This window comes from Mycobacterium sp. IDUB_21 (genome assembly GCF_055419425.1).
The window spans coordinates 1-20,061 of record NZ_JBVAXQ010000004.1 but is presented as its reverse complement, the minus strand read 5'-3'; the positions used below and the strand labels follow the sequence as shown (position 1 = coordinate 20,061).

At 68.2% G+C, this 20,061-nt stretch carries 18 protein-coding genes and 1 tRNA gene; 9 read left to right on the top strand and 10 right to left on the bottom strand.

The annotated features are described in order from the left end of the window. Positions 1 to 53 precede the first annotated feature (53 nt). A complete protein-coding gene (locus ACZYY4_RS07370) occupies positions 54 to 1,517 on the bottom strand; it encodes an aldehyde dehydrogenase (protein ID WP_463809021.1) in 1,464 nt (487 codons plus the stop codon). A 117-nt stretch (positions 1,518 to 1,634) separates the two neighbouring features. On the opposite strand from ACZYY4_RS07370, the gene ACZYY4_RS07365 reads away from it, so the two are divergent. After that, the gene (locus ACZYY4_RS07365; RefSeq protein WP_463809020.1) at positions 1,635 to 2,648 is read left to right on the top strand and encodes an AraC family transcriptional regulator; all 1,014 of its coding nucleotides are present in this window, start codon (positions 1,635 to 1,637) and stop codon (positions 2,646 to 2,648) included. Here the strand turns inward: ACZYY4_RS07365 and menJ are convergent. Then, positions 2,645 to 3,886, bottom strand: coding sequence for a menaquinone reductase (menJ, locus tag ACZYY4_RS07360; RefSeq protein WP_463809613.1), 1,242 nt, complete (start codon positions 3,884 to 3,886; stop codon positions 2,645 to 2,647). The genes ACZYY4_RS07365 and menJ overlap by 4 nt on opposite strands. Positions 3,887 to 3,898: 12 nt before the next feature. Between menJ and grcC1 the strand changes: the two genes are divergently transcribed. Together grcC1 and htpX are read left to right on the top strand one after the other, a co-directional pair. Next, positions 3,899 to 4,915, top strand: a complete 1,017-nt coding sequence (gene grcC1 / locus ACZYY4_RS07355; protein ID WP_463809019.1) for a nonaprenyl/(2E,6E)-farnesyl/geranylgeranyl diphosphat synthase — start codon at positions 3,899 to 3,901, stop codon at positions 4,913 to 4,915. A gap of 73 nt (positions 4,916 to 4,988) precedes the next feature. Then, positions 4,989 to 5,837 (top strand): zinc metalloprotease HtpX, encoded by an 849-nt coding sequence (gene htpX / locus ACZYY4_RS07350; RefSeq protein ID WP_463809018.1) that lies wholly within the window; start codon positions 4,989 to 4,991, stop codon positions 5,835 to 5,837. 36 nt (positions 5,838 to 5,873) lie between these two features. Here htpX and ACZYY4_RS07345 read toward each other — a convergent pair whose 3' ends face one another. Both ACZYY4_RS07345 and ACZYY4_RS07340 read right to left on the bottom strand, forming a co-directional pair. Continuing rightward, a complete protein-coding gene (locus ACZYY4_RS07345; protein ID WP_463809017.1) occupies positions 5,874 to 6,899 on the bottom strand; it encodes an NAD(P)H-dependent glycerol-3-phosphate dehydrogenase in 1,026 nt (341 codons plus the stop codon). A 55-nt stretch (positions 6,900 to 6,954) separates the two neighbouring features. Beyond that, complete coding sequence (locus ACZYY4_RS07340; protein WP_463809016.1) at positions 6,955 to 7,719, bottom strand: SDR family NAD(P)-dependent oxidoreductase; 765 nt, start codon at positions 7,717 to 7,719, stop codon at positions 6,955 to 6,957. On the opposite strand from ACZYY4_RS07340, the gene ACZYY4_RS07335 reads away from it, so the two are divergent. Next, positions 7,718 to 8,350 carry a TetR/AcrR family transcriptional regulator gene (locus ACZYY4_RS07335; RefSeq protein ID WP_463809015.1) on the top strand — a complete coding sequence of 211 codons (633 nt, stop codon included), beginning with the start codon at positions 7,718 to 7,720 and terminating at the stop codon, positions 8,348 to 8,350. The two genes, ACZYY4_RS07340 and ACZYY4_RS07335, sit on opposite strands and share 2 nt — an antisense overlap. Position 8,351: 1 nt before the next feature. Here ACZYY4_RS07335 and ACZYY4_RS07330 read toward each other — a convergent pair whose 3' ends face one another. Next, positions 8,352 to 9,836, bottom strand: a complete 1,485-nt coding sequence (locus tag ACZYY4_RS07330) for a flavin-containing monooxygenase (protein ID WP_463809611.1) — start codon at positions 9,834 to 9,836, stop codon at positions 8,352 to 8,354. Between the two features lie 35 nt (positions 9,837 to 9,871). Then, complete coding sequence (locus tag ACZYY4_RS07325) at positions 9,872 to 10,363, bottom strand: YajQ family cyclic di-GMP-binding protein (RefSeq protein ID WP_463809014.1); 492 nt, start codon at positions 10,361 to 10,363, stop codon at positions 9,872 to 9,874. A gap of 80 nt (positions 10,364 to 10,443) precedes the next feature. Between ACZYY4_RS07325 and ACZYY4_RS07320 the strand changes: the two genes are divergently transcribed. After that, positions 10,444 to 10,526: transfer RNA gene (locus ACZYY4_RS07320), tRNA-Tyr, on the top strand. 36 nt (positions 10,527 to 10,562) lie between these two features. Here the strand turns inward: ACZYY4_RS07320 and ACZYY4_RS07315 are convergent. Next, positions 10,563 to 10,994 carry a pyridoxamine 5'-phosphate oxidase family protein gene (locus ACZYY4_RS07315; RefSeq protein ID WP_463809013.1) on the bottom strand — a complete coding sequence of 144 codons (432 nt, stop codon included), beginning with the start codon at positions 10,992 to 10,994 and terminating at the stop codon, positions 10,563 to 10,565. A 47-nt stretch (positions 10,995 to 11,041) separates the two neighbouring features. Then, a complete protein-coding gene (locus ACZYY4_RS07310) occupies positions 11,042 to 12,568 on the bottom strand; it encodes a serine/threonine-protein kinase (RefSeq protein WP_463809012.1) in 1,527 nt (508 codons plus the stop codon). A gap of 126 nt (positions 12,569 to 12,694) precedes the next feature. Here ACZYY4_RS07310 and ACZYY4_RS07305 point away from each other — a divergent pair, with 126 nt between their 5' ends. The 4 genes from ACZYY4_RS07305 (at position 12,695) to ACZYY4_RS07290 (ending at position 16,199) form a co-directional block, all read left to right on the top strand. Beyond that, positions 12,695 to 13,483 carry a class I SAM-dependent methyltransferase gene (locus tag ACZYY4_RS07305; protein WP_463809011.1) on the top strand — a complete coding sequence of 263 codons (789 nt, stop codon included), beginning with the start codon at positions 12,695 to 12,697 and terminating at the stop codon, positions 13,481 to 13,483. A 90-nt stretch (positions 13,484 to 13,573) separates the two neighbouring features. Next, positions 13,574 to 14,050 carry a DUF309 domain-containing protein gene (locus ACZYY4_RS07300; protein ID WP_463809010.1) on the top strand — a complete coding sequence of 159 codons (477 nt, stop codon included), beginning with the start codon at positions 13,574 to 13,576 and terminating at the stop codon, positions 14,048 to 14,050. Next, positions 14,047 to 15,129 (top strand): galactose-1-phosphate uridylyltransferase, encoded by a 1,083-nt coding sequence (gene galT, locus ACZYY4_RS07295; RefSeq protein WP_463809009.1) that lies wholly within the window; start codon positions 14,047 to 14,049, stop codon positions 15,127 to 15,129. Before ACZYY4_RS07300 ends, galT begins: the two co-directional genes overlap by 4 nt. Beyond that, positions 15,126 to 16,199, top strand: a complete 1,074-nt coding sequence (locus ACZYY4_RS07290) for a galactokinase (RefSeq protein ID WP_463809008.1) — start codon at positions 15,126 to 15,128, stop codon at positions 16,197 to 16,199. The genes galT and ACZYY4_RS07290 overlap by 4 nt, the downstream gene beginning before the upstream one ends. Positions 16,200 to 16,201: 2 nt before the next feature. Here the strand turns inward: ACZYY4_RS07290 and ACZYY4_RS07285 are convergent, their stop codons facing one another. Then, entirely contained in the window at positions 16,202 to 17,365 is a 1,164-nt protein-coding gene (locus ACZYY4_RS07285; RefSeq protein ID WP_463809007.1) for an FAD-binding domain, read from the bottom strand. Between the two features lie 3 nt (positions 17,366 to 17,368). Next, positions 17,369 to 19,735, bottom strand: a complete 2,367-nt coding sequence (locus ACZYY4_RS07280) for a lysylphosphatidylglycerol synthase domain-containing protein (protein WP_463809609.1) — start codon at positions 19,733 to 19,735, stop codon at positions 17,369 to 17,371. Between the last annotated feature and the right edge of the window lie 326 nt (positions 19,736 to 20,061).

The window sequence follows — 20,061 nt, the reverse complement described above, 5'->3', positions numbered from 1 at the left end:
CAGAATGGTCGAGGGTGTCCCGGGAAGTATTGACTGTTTCCGACATCGTTTTATCATTTCGCGACAGGTTGAGCGGGCTTGATGATGTACATCGACTTGAGGTCCTGGTAGCTGTCCAGCGCCTCGGGACCGAATTCGCGGCCCAGACCGCTGTCCTTCACCCCGCCGAACGGTGAACCGATGGCCAACGGGTAGCCGTTGATGCCGATGGTGCCGGTGTGCACCTTCCGGGCGATGTCCTTCGCGCGTTCGGTGTCGGCGCTGAACACCGTCCCGCCGAGCCCGTAGGCGGAGTCGTTGGCGATCCGCACCGCGTCGGCATCGTCGTCGTAGGGGATCACCGAGAGCACCGGGCCGAAGATCTCTTCCTGTGCGATGGTCGCGTCATTGCTCATGTAGGCGAACACGGTCGGCTCGATGAACCAGCCTTTGTCGAGACCCTTCGGCCGACCGCCGCCGACGATCAATTTCGCCTCGCCCTTGCCCTTTTCGATGTAGCCTTCGACACGCTCGCGATGGGCGGCGGTCGCCATGGGGCCGATGTCGGTGCCCCGATCCAACGGATCACCGACCCGCAATGAGGACACTCGGGCCGCCAGCGCATCGACCACCTCGTCGTAACGCCGTGCCGGCGCCAGCACCCGGGCGCAGGTGACGCAGGTCTGCCCGTTGTTCATGAACGTGATGAACTGCAGGTCCGGCATGATTGCGTCGATGTCGACGTCATCGAGCAGAATGGCCGCCGACTTTCCGCCCAATTCCAGGGTCACCGGGCGCAGAAGTCCCGCACAGGCCCTGGCGATCGACCGACCCGCCGTTGTCGACCCGGTGAACGCGACTTTGTCCACCCGCGGGTGCGAGACCAGATACTCGCCGATGTCCGGCCCGCCGGGAACCCAGTTGATGACGCCCGGCGGAAGTGCCGCTGCCTCAGCGGCTTCGGCGACGATGAAGCAGTCCAAGACCGTCGCCGGCGGTGACGGTTTGACGACGACGGCGCACCCGGCCGCGAGCGCCGGCGCGATCTTGCTCATCGCGAGCACCACCGGGTAGTTCCACGGCACGATCGCTGCGACCACACCCACCGGCGAACGCCGGACCACGGTCTGCAGACCGGTCTGCGATGGCCGCACATCCTCGACCGACATGGTTGCCGCCAGGTCCGCGTAGTACCGCAGCAGACCGGTCGCGAAGTCGCCCTCGAACGCCTCACTCAGCCCGATGGGCATCCCGTTTTCCTGGCTCACGGTTCGGGTCAACTCGCCTGAGCGCTTTTCCAATTCGTCGGCGAACCGGTGCATCGCAGCCGCCCGATCCGCCGGGGAGGCCGCGGACCATTCGGAGTTGTCGACAGCCGTGCGCGCGGCCGCCACCGCTCGATCCACGTCGGCAAGGTCGGCTTGCGGGACGGAGCCGAGGACGTCCTCGGTCGTGGCGTTCAACGCCGTGATGCGAGACGACGTCGACGGCGTGACCCAGCCGCCGTTGATGAACAGACTGCTGCGGTCGACGGGCATGGGGCCTCCTGCGATGTGCGGGTGTGGGATCCCACGATGGTGGTGGAAGCCGACGCAGGTCTTGGTGATTTCTGACATACTTTTGTCATTTCCCGACACTTAGGGGGGTGCTTTCGGATGGACCGTCTGATCCGGGCAACCACGCTGTGGGGGTACGGCGACCTGGTGGTCGACCTCGGGGGGGACCCGGAACATTTCCGAACGCGATTCCGGATCCCGCCGGCTATCGAAAACCGGGAAGACACCTTCATCTCATTGGGCGCGTACGCCCGCATGTTGGAGGCCAGCGCCGAGGACTTGGGTTGCCCCGACTTTGGTCTTCGCCTCTCGCGCTGGCAGGGCCTCGACATCTTCGGTCCCGTCGCGGTAATCGCCCGCAACGCCCAAACCGTGCTCGGCGGGCTGGAAATGATCGCGCGTTACATGTACGTCCACTCACCAGGATTGACGCTGACTCCGGCGCGGCACGGCGCAGCGGCCGGTCCCACGTTCATCTACGAAGTGGCCGAACCGGGCCTCACCGTGCTGGATCAGGGCTACGAGCTCAGCATGGCCATCGTGGTGCGGGTCCTTCGGCTGCTCGGCGGCCCGGAGGCGCGGCCCAGCGTGGTGTCGTTCACCCACGACCAGCTGGGCTCGGATGCGGCCTACCACGAAGCGCTGGGTTGCCCGGTGCGCTTCGGCCAGACGTGGTGCGGATTCGAGATATCTCGGAGCCTGGCAGACAGACGGATCGGGAACGCTGATCCGGAGACCAGACGTATTGCAACGAAATACCTTGAGTCCAACTATCTTCCGCCCACCGCGGCGCTGCCGGAACGGGTGGCGGAGCTGATCCGCCGGCTGTTGCCCACCGGACAATGCAGTGTCGATGCGATCGCGAACCAACTGGCCGTGCATCCACGGTCGCTGCAACGGTCCCTGGCCGCGGACGGCGTGCGATGTCAGGACCTGATCGAGGATGAACGTCGCATCCTGGCGGCCAGATACCTTGCCGAACCGGGATTGCAGCTCGGCCAGATCGCGGGCTTGCTCGGTTACGCCGAACAGAGCACGCTGAACCGGTCCTGCCGACGCTGGTTTGAGCAGACCCCCCGGCAATATCGTGCGGGCCTACCGGGCACCGGTTAAACGAACGGCGGTCGACGGTCGATCAGCCGGGACATCCGCCCCCCGCCGCGCCAGGCGCGCGCCACCACGTCCGCATCGTCGTCGGTGACCAGGTTCGCCATCACCCGCACGGCCACCCGCATCAGCGTCTGCGAGCGCATCGCCAACGGGCCGGTCGCGGGCAGGAACCGCGGGAACGTCAGCAGCAGCGCCAGCCGCCGGGCCACCGAGAATCCGCGGGCGTAGCGGGCGGCCAGCAACTCCGGCCACGCGTGGGTGAAATCGGCGGACAGGCCAGCCGTGCTCAGCAGTTCGGCGGCCAGCAGCCCGGTCTCGAGCCCGTAGTCGATGCCTTCGCCGTTGAGCGGGTTGACGCAGGCCGCCGCGTCGCCGATCAGCATCCAGTTCGGCCCGGCCACCCCCGAGACCGCGCCGCCCATCGGCAGCAGCGCGCTGGCCGGGGCGCGCACCGGGCCCTCGAATCCCCACTCGTCGCGGCGCAGGTCGGCGTAATAGGACATCAGCGGCCGCAGCGCCACGTCGGCGGGCCGCTTGACGGTGGCCAGCGCGCCGACACCGATGTTGACCTCGCCATTGCCCAGCGGAAAGATCCAGCCGTAGCCCGGCAGCACCGCACCGTCGGGGGAGCGCAGTTCCAGGTGCGACGTCAGCCACGGCTCGTCGGCGCGCGGCGAGGCCAGATATCCGCGGGCGGCCACCCCGTACACCGTCTCCTGATGCCACTGGCGGCCCAGCACCCGGCCCAGTGTCGAGCGGGCGCCGTCGGCGACGATCAACTGCCGGCAGGCCACCTCCGCGCCGTCGGCCAGCACCACCGAACGCACCCGCCCGGACGAGTCATGGTGGACGCCGACGGCCTTGACGCCCAACAGCATTCGCGCACCGGATTCCTCGGCGACCTTGCGGATCCGTTCGTCGAGTTCGGTGCGCGGCGCGGCGCTGCCGGTCGACGGGAACGACGGACCGGGCCAGTCCACCTCTATCTCGCCGCCGAACCCGGCCATCCGCAGCCCGCGGTGCCGGATGTGGCTGTCGAGCCACTCGCCCAGGCCCAACATTTCGAGCTGCTCGACGGCGCGCGGGGTCAGCCCGTCGCCGCAGGGTTTGTCCCGGGGGAAGGTGGCCGTGTCGACCACCAGCACGTCACGGCCTGCCCGGGCGGCCCAGGCGGCCGCCGCCGACCCCGCCGGTCCGGCGCCCACCACCACCACATCAGCCTGCGAACTCACACTGACCAGTATGTTGGAGCCGTGAGAACACCGGCGAGTGTGGTGGCAGGGCTCGATTTCGCGGGCTTGGGCGACCCGGCGTTCGCGGGCAATGTCCGCGACGGGGTGGCACGCATCGAAGAGCTGATGGACACCGAGTTACGCGGCGGGGACGGGCTGATGACCGAGGCCGTCACCCACCTGTTCGACGCCGGGGGCAAGCGCTTCCGTCCGTTGTTCACCGTGCTCTCCGCCCAGCTGGGGCCGGAGCCGGACGCCTGGCAGGTGACGGTGGCCGGCGCGGTGATCGAACTGGTGCACCTGGCCACGCTGTATCACGACGACGTGATGGACGAGGCGCAGATCCGCCGCGGGGCGCCGAGCGCCAATGCGCGCTGGGGCAACAACATCGCGATCCTGGCCGGCGACTACCTGTTCGCGACGGCGTCGCGGCTGGTGTCGCGGCTGGGGCCGGAGGCGGTGCGGATCATCGCCGAGACCTTCGCCCAGCTGGTGACCGGGCAGATGCGCGAAACCCGCGGCGCCGCGCAGGGGGTGGACGCGATAGAGCACTACCTCAAGGTGGTCTACGAGAAGACGGCCTGTCTGATCTCGGCGTCCGGCCGTTTCGGTGCGACGTTCTCCGGCGGCGACGACGATCAGATCGAGCGGCTGGCGCGGCTGGGCGGCATCCTCGGCACCGCCTTCCAGATCTCTGACGACATCATCGACATCGATTCCGACCCCGATGAGTCCGGCAAGCTGCCCGGCACCGACCTGCGTGAAGGTGTGCACACCCTGCCGGTGCTCTACGCGCTGGCCGAGACCGGCCCGGACGCCGAGCGGCTGCGCACGCTGTTGGCCGGCCCGGTCACCGACGACGCGGTGCTGGCCGAGGCGCTGGGACTGCTGCGGGTGTCGCCGGGCATGGTCAAGGCGAAGGAGACGGTCGCCGACTACGCCGCGCAGGCGCGTGCGGAGTTGGCTGCGCTGCCCGACTGCGTGGGCCGTGCGGCACTGACCGGCCTGGTCGACTACACCGTCAACCGGCACGGCTGACCGCAATGGCGGAACCCTTGCTGCTCGCGCGGCGTTTAATGGGCATGACCGCGCTTGTCCAAGGAGGACGTCGATGACCTGGCACCCGCATCACAACACGGCGAAGACGTTCTTTCTGCTGCTTGTCATGTCGGGGTTGATCGTCTTGGTGGGTCGGGCGTTCGGGCCACAGATGATGTGGGTGGCGGTGTTGTTCGCCGTGGGGATGAACGTCTACACCTACTTCAACAGCGACAAGCTGGCCCTGAAGGCGATGCATGCCCAGCCCGTCAACGAGGTCCAGGCGCCCGAGATGCACCGGATCGTGCGCGAGCTGGCCACCGCCGCACACCAGCCGATGCCCCGGCTGTACGTCAGCGACACCAACGCCCCGAATGCATTCGCCACCGGCCGCAACCCGCGTCACGCCGCGGTGTGCTGCACCAGCGGAATCCTGCGGCTGCTCAGTGAGCGTGAGCTGCGCGCGGTCCTGGGCCACGAGCTGTCGCACGTCTACAACCGCGACATCCTGATCTCGTGTGTGGCCGGTGCGCTGGCCTCGGTGATCACCGGTTTGGCGAACATGGCGATGTTCATGGGCGGCCGCCGGGGCGGCAACCCGCTGGCGATGATTCTGGTCGCGTTGGTGGGCCCGATAGCGGCGTCGATCGTGCGGATGGCGGTGTCGCGGTCGCGGGAGTACCAGGCCGACCAGTCGGGTGCCGTGCTGACGGGTGACCCGCTGGCGTTGGCGTCGGCGCTGCGCAAGATCTCCGACGGGGTGCAGGCCGCGCCGCTGCCGCCCGAGCCGCAGCTGGCCAGCCAGTCGCATCTGATGATCGCCAACCCGTTCCGGGCCGGCGAGAAGGTCGGGCAGCTGTTCTCCACCCACCCGCCGATGGCCGACCGGATCCGCCGGCTCGAGGAGATGGCCCGGGGGTAAAGGGCGCTTCCTGCGCTCCCGACCAGCTCCGGAACCTCAGAAGCCGCTGCCCTCCACCTCGTGTCCGGGTGTCTCGGCGATCAGCCCGCGGTAGGCCTGCTCGACGGTGGAACCGTGGTTGATCACGCCGTCGACCTCGCGCGCGATCGGCATGTTCAGCCCGTACTGCGAGGCGAACTCCATGATCACGCTGGCGGCCCGAACACCCTCGGCGACCTGGTTCATCGACGCGATGATCTCGTCGATCGGCTTGCCCGCGCCCAGCTGTTCGCCGACGAACCGGTTGCGGCTGCGCTGGCTGGTGCAGGTGACGATCAGATCACCCATCCCGGCCAGACCGGAGAACGTGTCGCGCGCCCCGCCCATCGCCTCGCCGAGCTTGGACATCTCCCGCACCGAACGCGCCATCACCATGGCCCGGGTGTTCTCGCCGATCCCCAGTGAGTAGCCCATCCCGACCGCGATCGCGTAGACGTTCTTGAGTGCGCCCGCCATCTCGACACCGGTCACGTCGTCGGTGGTGTAGACCCGGAACCTCTTGGTGCTGAACAGCATCGACAGTTCGGCGGCCAGGTGCGGGTCGGGCATGGCCAGCACCGCCGCGGCCGCGTAGCCTTCGGCGACCTCGCGGGCGATGTTCGGGCCGGCCAGGATGCCGGCCGGATGGCCGGGCAGCACCTCGTCGACGATCTGGGACATCCGCATGTTGGTGCCCTGCTCCAGGCCCTTGACCAGCGACACCACCGGTACCCACGGCCGCAATTCGGTGGCGAGCTCGGTGAGCACGCCCCGGAACCCGTGCGACGGCACCGCCATCACGACGACGTCGGCGCTGTGGGCGGCCTCGGCGAAATCGGTGGTGGCGCGCAGGGTCTCGCTGAGAACCACCTCGTCGCCCAGGTAGCGGCTGTTGCGCTGGTTGTCGTTGATGTCGGAGGCGGTCGATTCGGATCGCACCCATTGCAGCGTCGGTGCGCGTCGCGCGCAGATGGAGGCCACCGTGGTGCCGAACGATCCGCCTCCGAGCACGACGACTTTGGGTGTGCGAGTAGCAGCTGGCATGAGCGTCAGCGTATTGCGGTGGCACCCGCCGCACCGGCGGTTTGTGAAGTTGCGGCTAAACGGCCGCCCAGCCGCCATCCACCGACAGGATTGCGCCGTGAATGTTGGCGGCGTCGTCGCCGGCCAGGAAGACCACGGCGGCGGCAACCTCGGCGACGGTGCTCATCCGCCCTGACGGTATCCGGGCCAGCACGGGTGCCACGTGTTCTTCGTACTCCGCGTTGCGCTCGGTCAGGATCGGCCCGGGGGCAACGGCATTGACGCGCACACCGGACGGCCCGTACTCGTCGGCCCAGGACTTGGTCAGGGAGTGCACGGTCGCCTTGTTGGCGCTGTACAGCGCCGAATTCGCTGAGCCGATCAAGCCGGTGATCGAGCCGATGTTGACGATGGCGCCGCTGCCGCGTTGCGCCATGGCCGGCGCGACCAGACCGGTCAGCAAGAACGGTGCCGTCACGTTGACCGCGAACGCGGCGCGGATCTCGCTCTCGGGGACGTCCGCGGTGGGCGACGGCATCAGGATCATGGCCGCGTTGTTGACCAGGATGTCGATCGCGCCGTCGGCCGCCTCGGCCGCCTCTGATGCCAGCCGGCTGATCTCAGCCGCACCGGCGCCGAGGTCGGCACCGACGAACGCCGCCCTACCGCCGGCGGATTCGATGCGTTTGACGACGGCGCGGCCGCGTTCTGCGTCGCGGCCGCTGATGACGACAAACGCGCCGGCCTCGGCCAGTGCGGTGGCGATACCGGCCCCCAGCCCGGCGGTAGAACCTGTGATCAATGCTGTGCGGCCTTCAAGCCGCGTACTGTTTGGACTCATGAGTCCAGATCATGCGCCGATAAAATTGGACTCACAAGTCCAGAAATTGACCAGCAAGGGCGCAGCCACCCGGTGGCGGATCATCGAGGGAGCGGCCGCGGAGATTCGGGCCGGCGGGGTGGCGACTACCACGCTCGACGACATTCGCGCACGCACCCAGACCTCGAAGAGCCAGCTTTTTCACTACTTTCCCGGCGGCAAGGAGCAGTTGCTGCTCGCCGTGGCCGAACACGAGGCCGCGTTGGTATTGGCTGATCAGCAGCCCTATCTCGGTGAGCTCACGTCCTGGGCAGCGTGGCAACGCTGGCAGGACGCAGTGGTCGAGCGCTACCGCCGGCAGGGGCAGTTCTGCCCGCTGGCGGTGCTGATGTCCGAGTTGGGGCGCACCACGTCCGCGGCCCAGGCCGTCACCTCGTCGCTGATCCGGCAATGGCACGCCGAGATCGCGGCTGGGATCCGCGCCATGCAGCAGAACGGCAAAATGGCGGGGCGCATCGACGCCGATTCGGCCGCCGCCGCACTGCTGGCGGGTATCCAGGGCGGCGTCGGCATCATGGTTGCCACCGGGGATCTGAGCTTTCTGGAGGCCGCGCTCGAGCGCGGTATCGCCGCGCTTCGAGCCGAGGCTTGAGCTATCCGGCCAGCGGTATCCGTTCACCGGCCCGCCCGAACACCATCGATTCCTCGATGCGGTCGAAGCGGTAGTCCAGGGCGTCGGCGAAGTAGTTCTGCCGCACGTTCCAGGGTCGCTTGGTGCCAGACCGCGGCAGCGCGTGCGGTGAGCGCAGCACATAGCCGGCCTGGATGTCCCAGGCCAGCTTCTCGGCCAGCGGCTCATCGCCGCGGTGCGGGTAGGCATGGGTGTAACCACGAGCGGCCATGTGTGACATCAGCTTTGCGGTGGCCCGCGCAGTCATGTCGGCACGCAGCGTCCAGGAGGCGTTGGTGTAGCCCACACACCAGAACAGGTTCGGCACGTCTTCGAGCATGTGCGCCTTGTAGACGAAACGTTCAGTGGGCTTGATCTCGGTGCCGTCCAAGCTGATCCGCACCCCGCCGAGCGCCTGCAGTTGCAGACCGGTGGCGGTGACGATGATGTCGGCGTCGAGGTGTCCGCCGGACTGCAGCGCGATCCCGGTGGCGTCGAAGTGGTCGATCCGATCGGTGACCATGTCGACTCGCCCGGCGCTGATCTCGGTGTAGAGATCGGCGTCGGGGATCAGGCACAGTCGCTGGTCCCACGGCTGGTACGGCGGCTTGAAATGGGTGTCGACCGCGTAGCCCGGCGGCAGGTTCTGGACGGCCGTGCGGCGCAACATCCATTTCAGGATCGGCGGCGTCTTGCGGGCCAGGAGCCACACCCAGCCCTCGAACAGTGCCATGGTGAGCCGGATGATCGGATGAGATAGCTTGCGGGGCAACAGTTTCCCGACCACATCGGTGAACCGGCTGTATTTGGACGCCGAAATCAGATAAGTCGGCGTGCGCTGCAACAAGGTGACGTGGCCGGCCCGTTGGGTCAGCGCCGGAACCAGCGACATCGCCGTGGCACCGCTGCCGATCACCACCACCTTCTTGGCGGTGTAGTCCAGATCTTCCGGCCAGTGCTGGGGGTGCACCACCGTGCCGGTGAAGGTCTCGAAGCCCGGGAAGTCCGGGGTGTAGCCGTCGTCGTAGTTGTAGTAGCCGGACCCGAAGAACACGAACCGGCTGCGGTAGGTCTTGCTGGTGCCGCCTTCGTCCACGCTCACCGTCCAGGTGTCAGTCGACGAATCCCAGTCCGCGGCGATCACGTGGCTGTTGAACCGGATGTGGGAGTCGATGCCGTGCTTGCGCGCGGCGTCGGTCAGGTAGTCGCGGATCTCGTCGCCGTCGGCCACCCGTTCGCGCCCGGTCCACGGCTCGAAGGGCAGGCACAACGTGAAGATGCTGCTGTCGGAGCGAACACCCGGGTAGCGGAACAGGTCCCAGGTGCCGCCGATGCGCTCGCGCCGCTCCAGGATGACGTAGCTGGCGCCGGGATTGCGTTCGGTGATGCGGTAGGCCGCGCCGATACCGGAGATCCCGGCGCCCACGATGATGACGTCAACGGCATCCTGTGTGTTCACGATCACCAGCCTAGGCACATGGCGGGCCGCTGGGCAGGGGCTTTCTACCTATAGTTGACAAATTGCAGTGCGATGTCCAAATCGGCGCCCTTGAGCAGCGAGATGACGGCCTGCAGATCGTCGCGCTTCTTCGACGACACCCGGATCTCCTCGCCCTGCACCTGGCTCTTGACGCCCTTGGGGCCCTCGTCGCGGATCAGCTTGTTGATCTTCTTGGCGTGCTCGCCGTCGATGCCCTGCTTGAGGCCGCCGCTGACTTTGTAGGTCTTGCCCGAGGGCTGCGGGTCGCCGGCATCGAACGCCTTCATCGAGATGTCCCGGCGGATCAGCTTCTCCTTGAACACGTCGACGGCGGCCTTGACGCGCTCCTCGGTGGAGCTGACCAACTCGATGGTCTCCTCGCCCTTCCAGGCGATGGTGGTGTCGGTGCCGCGGAAGTCGAACCGGGTGGCCAGCTCTTTGCCGGCCTGGTTCAACGCGTTGTCGACCTCCTGCCGGTCGACCTTGCTGACGATGTCGAACGATGAGTCCGCCACGAGATCTGTCCTCTCTTTGGTGCTGTGCTGCCCGTTTGTGTCCGGGGTACATCCTCGTTGTAGTCTGCTAGGCGCGATACGGCAGGTTGCCCGAGCGGCCAATGGGAGCGGACTGTAAATCCGTCGGCGCAAGCCTACGCAGGTTCGAATCCTGCACCTGCCACCCAGGTCAAGCCCCTTTCGAGGGGCTTGATTGCTTTTACAGATCCCCGGAGAAATCCGCCGTCGACCAGCGGTCGGGCCGGATGGTGAACAGCACGCTGGAGTCGCCGTCCATGTTCGCGGCGAACGCCCGCCCGCCCTCTTCGCCGAGGTAGCGGATCGCGATGGCTTCCCGCGGTTCCAGCGGTGCCGGCGTGGTGGCCTCGACGACGGTGCCTTCGACGATCACGTACTGATAGGGCAGTTCTTCGCGCTGCACCACCAGCGTCACCGCCCCGGCCTGTTCGATGAGCCGGGCTTTGCGGTTACCGGCGCCGGTGTTGACCAGGATGTCGCCGCCGGGGGAGTAGTCGTACCAGATCGGGACACTGGCCGGGGGCCGGCCGTCGGTGGCAGCGACGGACAACACGGCTACGTGCTTGTCGGCGAGGAATTGTTGACGTTCGGTTTCGGTGAATGGTTTGGGCATGTCGGCTCGAACAGTCCCGGGCGTCGGGCTATTCCGGTGACGCCTCCTCACCAGTCGCCCGGCAGCGGTTTGGTCTGCGCCCACGGGGTGCACCCGTAGCTGACGAATGTGCCGTTTTCGGCGCGCGGATCGACCTCGACCGTCGGTGTCCCCAGGGTGATCAGCCGGGAGCCGGAGTCGACGACCTGACCGTGCCGGTCGACCACGGAGTAGCTGCACGAGCCGTCCGGCCCGACTCCGGCCGCGTAGGTTCCGTAGGGCATCACGTCGGGGATCACGTAGCGGCCGGCCGGGAACACCGGCCCGGCGGTGTTGGGTGAGCCGGCGATTCGTGCCGCGGCGGCCACGCAGTCGGCGCGGGGAAACCGGGCCAGGCAGTTCTTCCAGCCGCTCTGCCCGACGATCGCCGGATCGACCGCCGTGGCGCCGGTGTCGGCCTGCCAGACGTAGCCGGCGGCCACACTGATACAGCGCAAGGCCGTGCCGGACGTCGACGTCGCGGTGGTGTTCAACTGGGCATGACTGCACGCCGCATCGACTAACGGGGCCGCCAGCGCCGATGTCGACAGTGGGGTGGTGGCCGGCGGTGCCGTGGTGGCCGGAGCTTCGATGACCTGCGGGGCAGGCGGTGCCGTCACGGTCGTCGTCGAGGTGGTGGTCATCGGGGCCGGTGCGGCTGTCGGCGCCGATGGTTCCGGGGCTGACGTGCTGCCGATCAGGTACAGCGCGAGGACCGCCGCGGCGGAGAACGCCCAGGCTTTGGTGTGCTTTCGGCCGGGCTTGGGCGCGGGGAGCGCAACCGATTCGTGGTGCGGCACGCCGTAACGCAGTGCGGCTGCGAACTCGGCGCAGCTGGGGTACCGCCCGGCCGGATTCTCGGCCAGCGCCCGGGCCAGCGCCGCGTCGAGCGTCGCCGGATCGGGATGCACCGGCGGCTTGCCGGTGAGCAGGTGATAGGCGGTTGCGGCCAGGGCGTACTGATCGGCCCGGGGATCGATCGCCTCCCCGCGCAACTGCTCGGGGGCGGCGTAACGCAGGGTGCCGACCGCCATGTTGGTGGCCGTCAGACCGCTCACTTCGTCGACGCGAAGCCCGATCCCGAAGTCCGCCAAGATGATTCGCGCGCTGGCCTCGCCCGGCTTGGTCAGCAGAATGTTCGCGGGTTTGACGTCGCGGTGCAGCAGCCCGCGCTGGTGCGCGTAATCCAGGGCCTGCGCGACGGCCGCGACGATCTCGACCGCCTGCTCGCGCGGCAGCCCGCCCGGGTGGCGCTGCAGCAACGCTTCGGCGTCGGATCCGTCGACGTAGTCCATCGCGATCCAGAGCTGGCCGTCGTACTCACCGCGGTCGTGCACGCCGACGATGTGCGGATGCCACAGCGACGCCGCCAGGTCGGCTTCGCGGTTGAACCGCTCCCGAAAGTTCGGGTCGGCCGACACCTCGGCGGGCAGCACCTTCAGCGCATCGCGACGCGGCAGGCGGGGGTGTTCGGCCAGGTAGACCTCACCCATGCCGCCCGAGCCCAGCTGCCGCCCGATACGGTAACCGGCGAACGTCGAGCCTGCGGTGAGCATGTCGTGAACGTATCGCCGGGCACCGACACCGGCGATCACGCTGAATCGTGCGGGCCGGATAAAAAGGAAGATTAGGGTCTAAAGGCTACTAGCGGGCTTCTGCCTGGTAAGGCTAACCTTCGTCGCATGACACTTCCGATGCCCGACCGCAAGACCGCTGACCTCCCGGGACACTGGCTGTTCGCCCGGCTCGGCAAACGTGTCCTGCGGCCCGGCGGCCTCGGTCTGACCCATCGGATGCTCGCCGACGCGAACCTGCCCGGCGCCGACGTCGTCGAACTCGCCCCCGGCATGGGGCGCACCGCACGCGAGATCCTGGCGCGTACCCCCGCCACGTACACCGGCGTCGAGGCCGACGAGAACGCCGCCGGTGCGGTCCGCTCAGTGGTGGGCGACAAGGGCAAGGTGGTCACCGGCGAGGCGTCGGAGACCGGGCTGCCCGCCGGCAGCGCCGACGTCGTCGTCGGCGAAGCGATGCTGACCATGCAGACCAACGCGCACAAGGCCGAGATCGCCCGGGAGGCCTTCCGGGTGCTGCGTCCGGGCGGCCGCTACGCCATCCACGAGCTCGCCTTGCAGCCCAACGATGTTGCCGAGTCCATCAAGGACGACGTCCGCAGCGCGCTGGCCCGCTCCATCAAGGTCAACGCCCGCCCGTTGACCGCCGAGGAATGGACCGAGCTGCTCACCGAGGCCGGCTTCACGGTGGGGAAGATCTCCTATGCGCCCATGGCGCTGCTGGAGCCGCACCGGCTGATCGCCGATGAAGGCCTGGTCGGGGCGCTGCGATTCGTGTTCAACGTGCTGCGCGACTCCGACGCACGCTCCCGGGTCCTCAACATGCGCGCGACGTTCCGCCGCCACCGCGACAACATGGCCGCCATTGAGTTGATCGCCGCCAAACCGGCGGCCTAGGTTTCTCGCACCCCAGCGCCGAGCCGGAATCTCGCGACGCGACACACTGCCGGAGCGTCGGCGGATTCCGCCTCGCGGCATGATGAGGCCATGACAACCCGCGACCGCGACGATTCGGGCCGCCCGCGCAACGCTCGCCCGCGGGACCGGCTGGGCCGGCCGCTGCCCCGCGGCAGTCAGGGCGGCGTCGAGGGTGTTCCCGACGATCTGGACCTGCCACCGGCGCAGACCCTGGCCTACGCACAGCTGTTGCTCGACGACGGTCTGGCGTTCAACGCCCACGAAGTGCTCGAGGCCGCCTGGAAACACCGGCCCGACACCGAACGCGAGCTGTGGCAGGGCTTGGCGCAGCTGGCGGTCGGTGTCACCCATGTGCAACGCGGCAACGTCATCGGAGCGGTGAGCCTGCTGCGCCGCGGCGCCGACCATCTGGCGGCGGTGTCCGCCCCGTCGCCGCATGGGATCGATGTCGCCGGCCTGAAGGGCTTTGCCGCCGGGTTGGCCGACGATTTGGCGGCCGGTGTCGAGATCGCCCCGCAGCGGCTGCATCCCCGGCTGATCGCGTGAGCGCCCCGACCAGCTGGACGCTGGCCGATGGCCGCGACCTGTTGTTCTTCGCGCTGCCCGGCCACACCCCGGCTCCGGTGCCGGACCGTCGGCCGCTGCCGCCGCGTGACCCCGAGCCGTCGCAGCTGCGGTTCGACCGCACCACCGGCCAGTGGGTGATCATCGCCGCGCAGCGCCAGGACCGCACCTATCACCCACCCGCCGAGGCGTGCCCGCTGTGTCCGGGGCCGAGCGGACTGGCCAGTGAGGTGCCCGCGCCCGACTACGACGTGGTGGTCTTCGAGAACCGCTTCCCCAGCCTGGCCGAGCCCGGGGTCGGGGTCAGGACACCGCCCGACGACGCCGGGTTCGTCACCGAACCCGGGCATGGCCACTGCGAGGTGATCTGCTTCTCAGCAGACCACACCGGTTCGTTCGCCGACCTGAAACCGGAGCAGGCCTTGCTGGTGGCTCAGGCCTGGCGGCACCGCACTGCTGATCTGTTGGCGCGCAACGGGATCGAGCAGGTGTTCTGCTTCGAGAACCGCGGCGAGGAGATCGGGGTGACGCTGGGCCACCCGCACGGCCAGATCTACGGGTACCCCTATCTGACTCCGCGCACCACCGCGATGCTGACCCAGGCCGGAGATCACCGGATTTCGCACGGCAGCAACCTGTTCGCCGACCTGCTGGCCGCTGAGCTGGCCGACGGGTCCCGGATCGTGGCACGCAGCAAGTACTTCACCGCATTCGTGCCGTTCGCCGCGCGCTGGCCGGTGGAGGTGCACCTGTATCCGAACGGGCGGGTGCACAACCTGACCGAGCTGACCGACGCCGAGCTGGACGACTTCGCGGTGATCTACCGGGATCTGCTGGGCCGCTTCGACCGGCTCTATGACGCCCCGCTGCCGTATATGGCTGCGCTGCACCAATACCGCGACGACGGAATACAGGCCGACGGCTACTTCCATGTCGAGCTGATGTCTATCCGGCGCAGTGCCACCAAACTGAAGTATCTGGCGTCCTCGGAGTCGGCGATGGACGCGTTCATCGCCGATGTCACCCCGGAGTCCGTCGCCGCCCGGCTGCGTGAGTTGTGATCAACTATTCCGCGCCGGGCCGGGTCAACCTGATCGGTGAACACACCGACTACAACGGGGGTTTCGCGCTGCCGATCGCGCTGCCGCAGCGCACTGCGGTGAGCTTCACCCCCGCCGAGATCGACACCCTCACCGTGCTGAGCGATCGCGCGCAGGAGTCGGTGCGCATCCCGCTGGACACCACGCCAGGGGCGATCACCGGCTGGGCTGCGTATGTCGCCGGGGTGATCTGGGCGTTGCGCGACAGCGGGTTTGCGGTGCCCGGGGGAACCATGACGATCAGCAGTGACGTGCCGGTCGGCTCGGGCCTGTCGTCGTCGGCGGCGCTGGAATGCGCGGTGCTCGGCGCACTGACGTCCGGAGGGGAGATCGACCGGATCGAGCTGGCCCGGCTCGGGCAGCGCGCCGAGAACGACTACGTCGGCGCCCCAACGGGTTTGCTGGACCAACTGTCGTCGATGTTCGGGGAGGTCTGCAGCGCAGTGCTGATCGACTTCCGGGACGTCGCGGTGCACTCGGTGCCGTTCGACCCGGACTCCTCCGGGGTTACGTTGCTGCTGTTCGACTCGGGCCAGCGACACGGCCACGTCGACGGGGAGTACGCGGCGCGGCGGGCCTCCTGCGAGCGGGCCGCCGCCGCGCTGGGGGTGACATCGTTGCGGGAGGTGCAGCACCGCGGCGTCGAGGTGCTCGACGGGGTCAGCGACCCGGTCGATCTGCGGCGGGCCCGCCATGTGCTGACCGAGAACGAACGGGTGCTGGATTTCGTTGCGGCGCTGTCGGAATTGGATTTTGCTGCCGCCGGGAGGCTGTTCACCGCGTCGCACGACTCGATGCGCGACGACTTCGAGATCACCACCGCGCACCTCGACCTGATCGCCGATGCCGCGGTGGCCGCCGGGGCGTTGGGCGCCCGGATGACCGGTGGCGGGTTCGGTGGCTGCGTGATCGCGCTGGTGCCGACCGAACTGACGCTGAAGGTCGGCGACGCGGTGCGCACCGCGGTGCTGGCCGCCGGATACAGCGAACCGGAGTTCAGCCGGGTGTATGCGGCTGCCGGGGCCGGATAGCCTCAGATCTTGTAGTCGGGCAGGTCGAAATCGTCGCGCACGGAGCCGGCGAACAGTCGCGTCAACATCCGCAGGTTCATCGCCCGGATCGCCAGGTTGCGGAACCACAGCCCGAATCGCGTTCGGGTGGCGAAGAACCCGAGGAACTGCTTGGCGCCGGACTGTTTGGCTTCGATGAACGGGCGCAGCCGCGTCTCGTAGCCGGCGAACGCCCGCCGGTAATCGTCGCCGGCCCGCTGCAGCTCGCCGGCAAGCACGTAGGCCTCGGTGATCGCCAGGCCGGTGCCCTCGCCGCCGAGCAGCGAGATACACCCGGCGGCGTCGCCGACCAACAGCACCCGCCCCCGCGACCAACGGTCCATCCGAACCTGGCTGACCACATCGAAGTACAGGTCATTAACGTCGTTGACGGCGGCCAGCAGCTGCGGACACTCCCAGCCGGCGTCGGAGAACCGTTGGTGCAAGCGGGTCTTCGGGTCCGCACCCTCCGGGGAGTCGTCGCGGAACACGAACAGCACCAGGGTGCGATCGTCGCGCAGCGCGACACGCGAAACCTGCCGGCCCGGAACCGCGTAGCTCACGTACACCAGTTCGTCGCGGGGCCGGTAGCCCTCGACGACGGCGGCGGCCACCTGGCAGCCCAGGTAGTGCTCGAAATCGGCGTCTGGGCCGAACACCAGCCGGCGCACATTGGAGTGCAGCCCGTCAGCGCCGATCAGCAGATCGAACTCGCGCGCCCCGGCGTGGGCGAAGCTCAACCGCACGCCGTCGTGGTGTTCGTCGACGGCGGTGATGCTGTCGCCGTAGATCATCTCGACCTGATCGGCGACGGCGGCATGAATGGCGGCGGCCAGGTCACCGCGCGGCAGGCTGGTGAAATCGTCGCCGATCAGGTGCCGAAAGACGTTGGCGTCCAACGCCCCGACGACACGGCCGTCGGCCCCGACGGATCGCACGGACTGAATCTGGTAGCCCGCCTCGAGAATCTGTTCCTCGATGCCCATGCGTTGGGCCACCGTGTAGCCGACGCCCCAGAAGTCGATCATGTAGCCGCCTGAGCGAAACGCCGGTGCTTTCTCGATCACGGTGGGAGTGTGGCCGGTGCGGTGCAGCCAGTGCGCGAGCGCCGTCCCGGCTACTCCTGCACCGCTGATCGCGATCCGCATCGGTCAGATCATCTCGTTCTCGGTCAGCCATCGCATCACCGGCCAGCCGACGAACACCGGCAGCCAGCAGGTCAGCACCCGGTAGAGCAGCACTGACGGGACCGCCAGCGCGGCGGGCACTCCGAACGCGGCCAGCCCACCGATCAGAGCGGCCTCCACGGCCCCGACCCCGCCGGGTGTCGGCGCGGCCGAGGCCAGGGTGCCGCCGACCATCGTCACCACCGTGACGGTGATGAACGAGGTGTTGCCGCCGAAGGCCTCCACGCTGGCCCACAGGGCCAGTGCCGCACCCAGAGTGGTGCCGGCCGCGCCCAACACGATCAACGCCAGCCGCTTGGGTTCGCGGGCCAGCTCCATCAGGTCTGAGGTGACCTCGGTCAGGCGGGGACGCAGCGCCGTCGTCAACCACCGGCGCAGGTTGGGCACCAGCACGAAGATGCCGGCCAGGCCTAGTGCCACACCGGCGATCAGGTACAGCATGGTGGCGCTGGGAACGAAATGGGATAGATCAGCCGAGGCGCCCGCGGCGGTGGTGAAAATGACCAGCAGGATCACGTGCACGATCACCTGCACCGACTGCTGCAACGCGACGGCGGCCGTGGCCCGCAGGGTGCTCAGCCCGCCCTTCTGCAGGAATCGGGTGCTCAACGCCAGCCCGCCAACCCCGGCCGGGGTGGTGGTGGCCGCAAAGGTGTTGGCCACCTGCATGATCGCCAGATTACGAAACCTGACCGAGCCGTTGGTGCAGGCCCACAGCGCACCGGCCGCACCGACATAGGTGAGCGACGACACGGCCAGCCCCAGCAGTGCCCACGACCAGTTCGCGTGCCGCAGTTGGGAGAAGAATGTCGGTACCTGGCTGATGAACGGATAGGCGACGTAGACCAGCCCGCCCAGCAGCACCAGCTGGATCAGCTGGCTGCGGGTGAAGCGGGTGATGGTCTTGGTCTGGATCTCATCGGTGTTGGTCTGCCGCTTGACCTCCTCGCGGGCGGCGGAGATCACCGCGCCGACGTCGGGCACCGCCTTGCGAAGCCGGGACGGCACCGCCGATTTGGTGAGGCGCCGTGATGCGGCCAGGACCGCGGTACGCCCGAAGTGCTCGATCGCGGCGCCGACTGCGGCCGCCGCGTCGTACAGCGACGACGTCGTCACCAACAGCTGGGCGATGTCGGATTGCAGCTGGGTGTCGGTGGCGCCGTACTCGGCGTTGCCGAAGCCGCCGAACAGCACGGTGTCGCCGTCGACCGTCATGTCCTTGCTGCGCAGGTTGCCGTGCGAGATCTGCTGATCGTGCAGGCGCCGCAACGACTCCCACGGTTTGCCTACCGGGGTGGTGGCGGCGCAGTCGGCGATCGGCACCCCGCGCGGCGGGGTGTGTGCGTAGAGCGTCCAGCCGCGGTCGAGGGAGGCCACCGCGACAATGTCGGCGTTGGCGACTCCGGTCTCGCCGATGGCGATCGCCATCAACGCGCGATGTTCGACGGCGCGGTGCAGCGAGGCGTGCAGCGGTGCGGTTTCGGTGGTGCGCAGCCGCAGCTTGCGCCACAGTTGCCGCACCGCACCGCCGCTGCGCTGATTCGGGCCGTACAACTCGATGAACGCCGGGTGCTCGCCGACGGTGGACAGCACCAGCGGGCCGCGCCCGGCCGGGCGGACCACGTTGAGCTCGGTGACGTGGCAGCCGCGGCGCGCCAGGGTGCGCACGGTGCCGGCCAGGGGCACCTCCAATGCGGGTGTGCCGACGATCAGGATCACCAGTGCCCCGACGAACCAGCCGACGGCCAGACCGAGCAGTGAGCGGGCCGGCACGATGGCGCTGACCACCAGGTGGATCGGCACGAAGGCCAGCAGCAGGACCCACCACCAGCGTCGCCACCGGGCCGGCAGCCACGGGCCGGAGACGGTGAGCATCGCGGCGAGCATGGCGATCCACCGCGGGTCGTCGAGGAACTGCGCCAGCGTGGTGGCCAGTCGTTCGGACAGGTCGAAGTGCCAGCTCGGCGCGGCCAACCCGGTGCTGCGGATCGACAGTGACACCACGGCCAGCAGCCCCGCGACCGCGTAGGCCGCCAGCAGTTTCCATTGCTGGGAGGCGACCAGGCCGATCAGGATCGCGAACGGCAACACCAGGATGGCGATGCCGTAGGCCAGGTAGACCTGGTTGGCGTGGGTGGGGGAGAGCACTCCGATGATCTGGGATACCGAACGTTCCAGCGACACCCATTCGTAGCGGGTGACCAGTGAGCTGGTGATGACGGTAGCGAGGAACAACGCTGCCAGCACCAGACGCAGAATGTCGTTGGTGCGTCGGGTCAGCGGCTGCAGCAGGTTGCCGGTGACGGCGACATCGCGTCCCTCAACTCGCATGATCACTTTCGGTCCGTCTGGTGCCGCAGATTGCGGCTCGCCACAACTTAACCGGTGAGCTGGGGTGGAGGGTTAATTTCTCTCCCGCCTCGCCGCCACGTCATCCGGGCCGAGTCTCGTGCGTCACACCCGTCACCGCGGTGGAGTGGCATGACGTGTGCCCGCCTCTGAGCGACAACTGGGATTATGTCAACTCATAGGCGCAGGCGCCGCCGCCTGGTTACCCGACCCAACCTCAGTTGTCGCTCAGAGCGTTCGTGGGGCCTGCGGCCCCGTTGTGGGGGATGAAAATCGCGTTCCGGTGCGGTTGGATGCGGGGTTGCGTT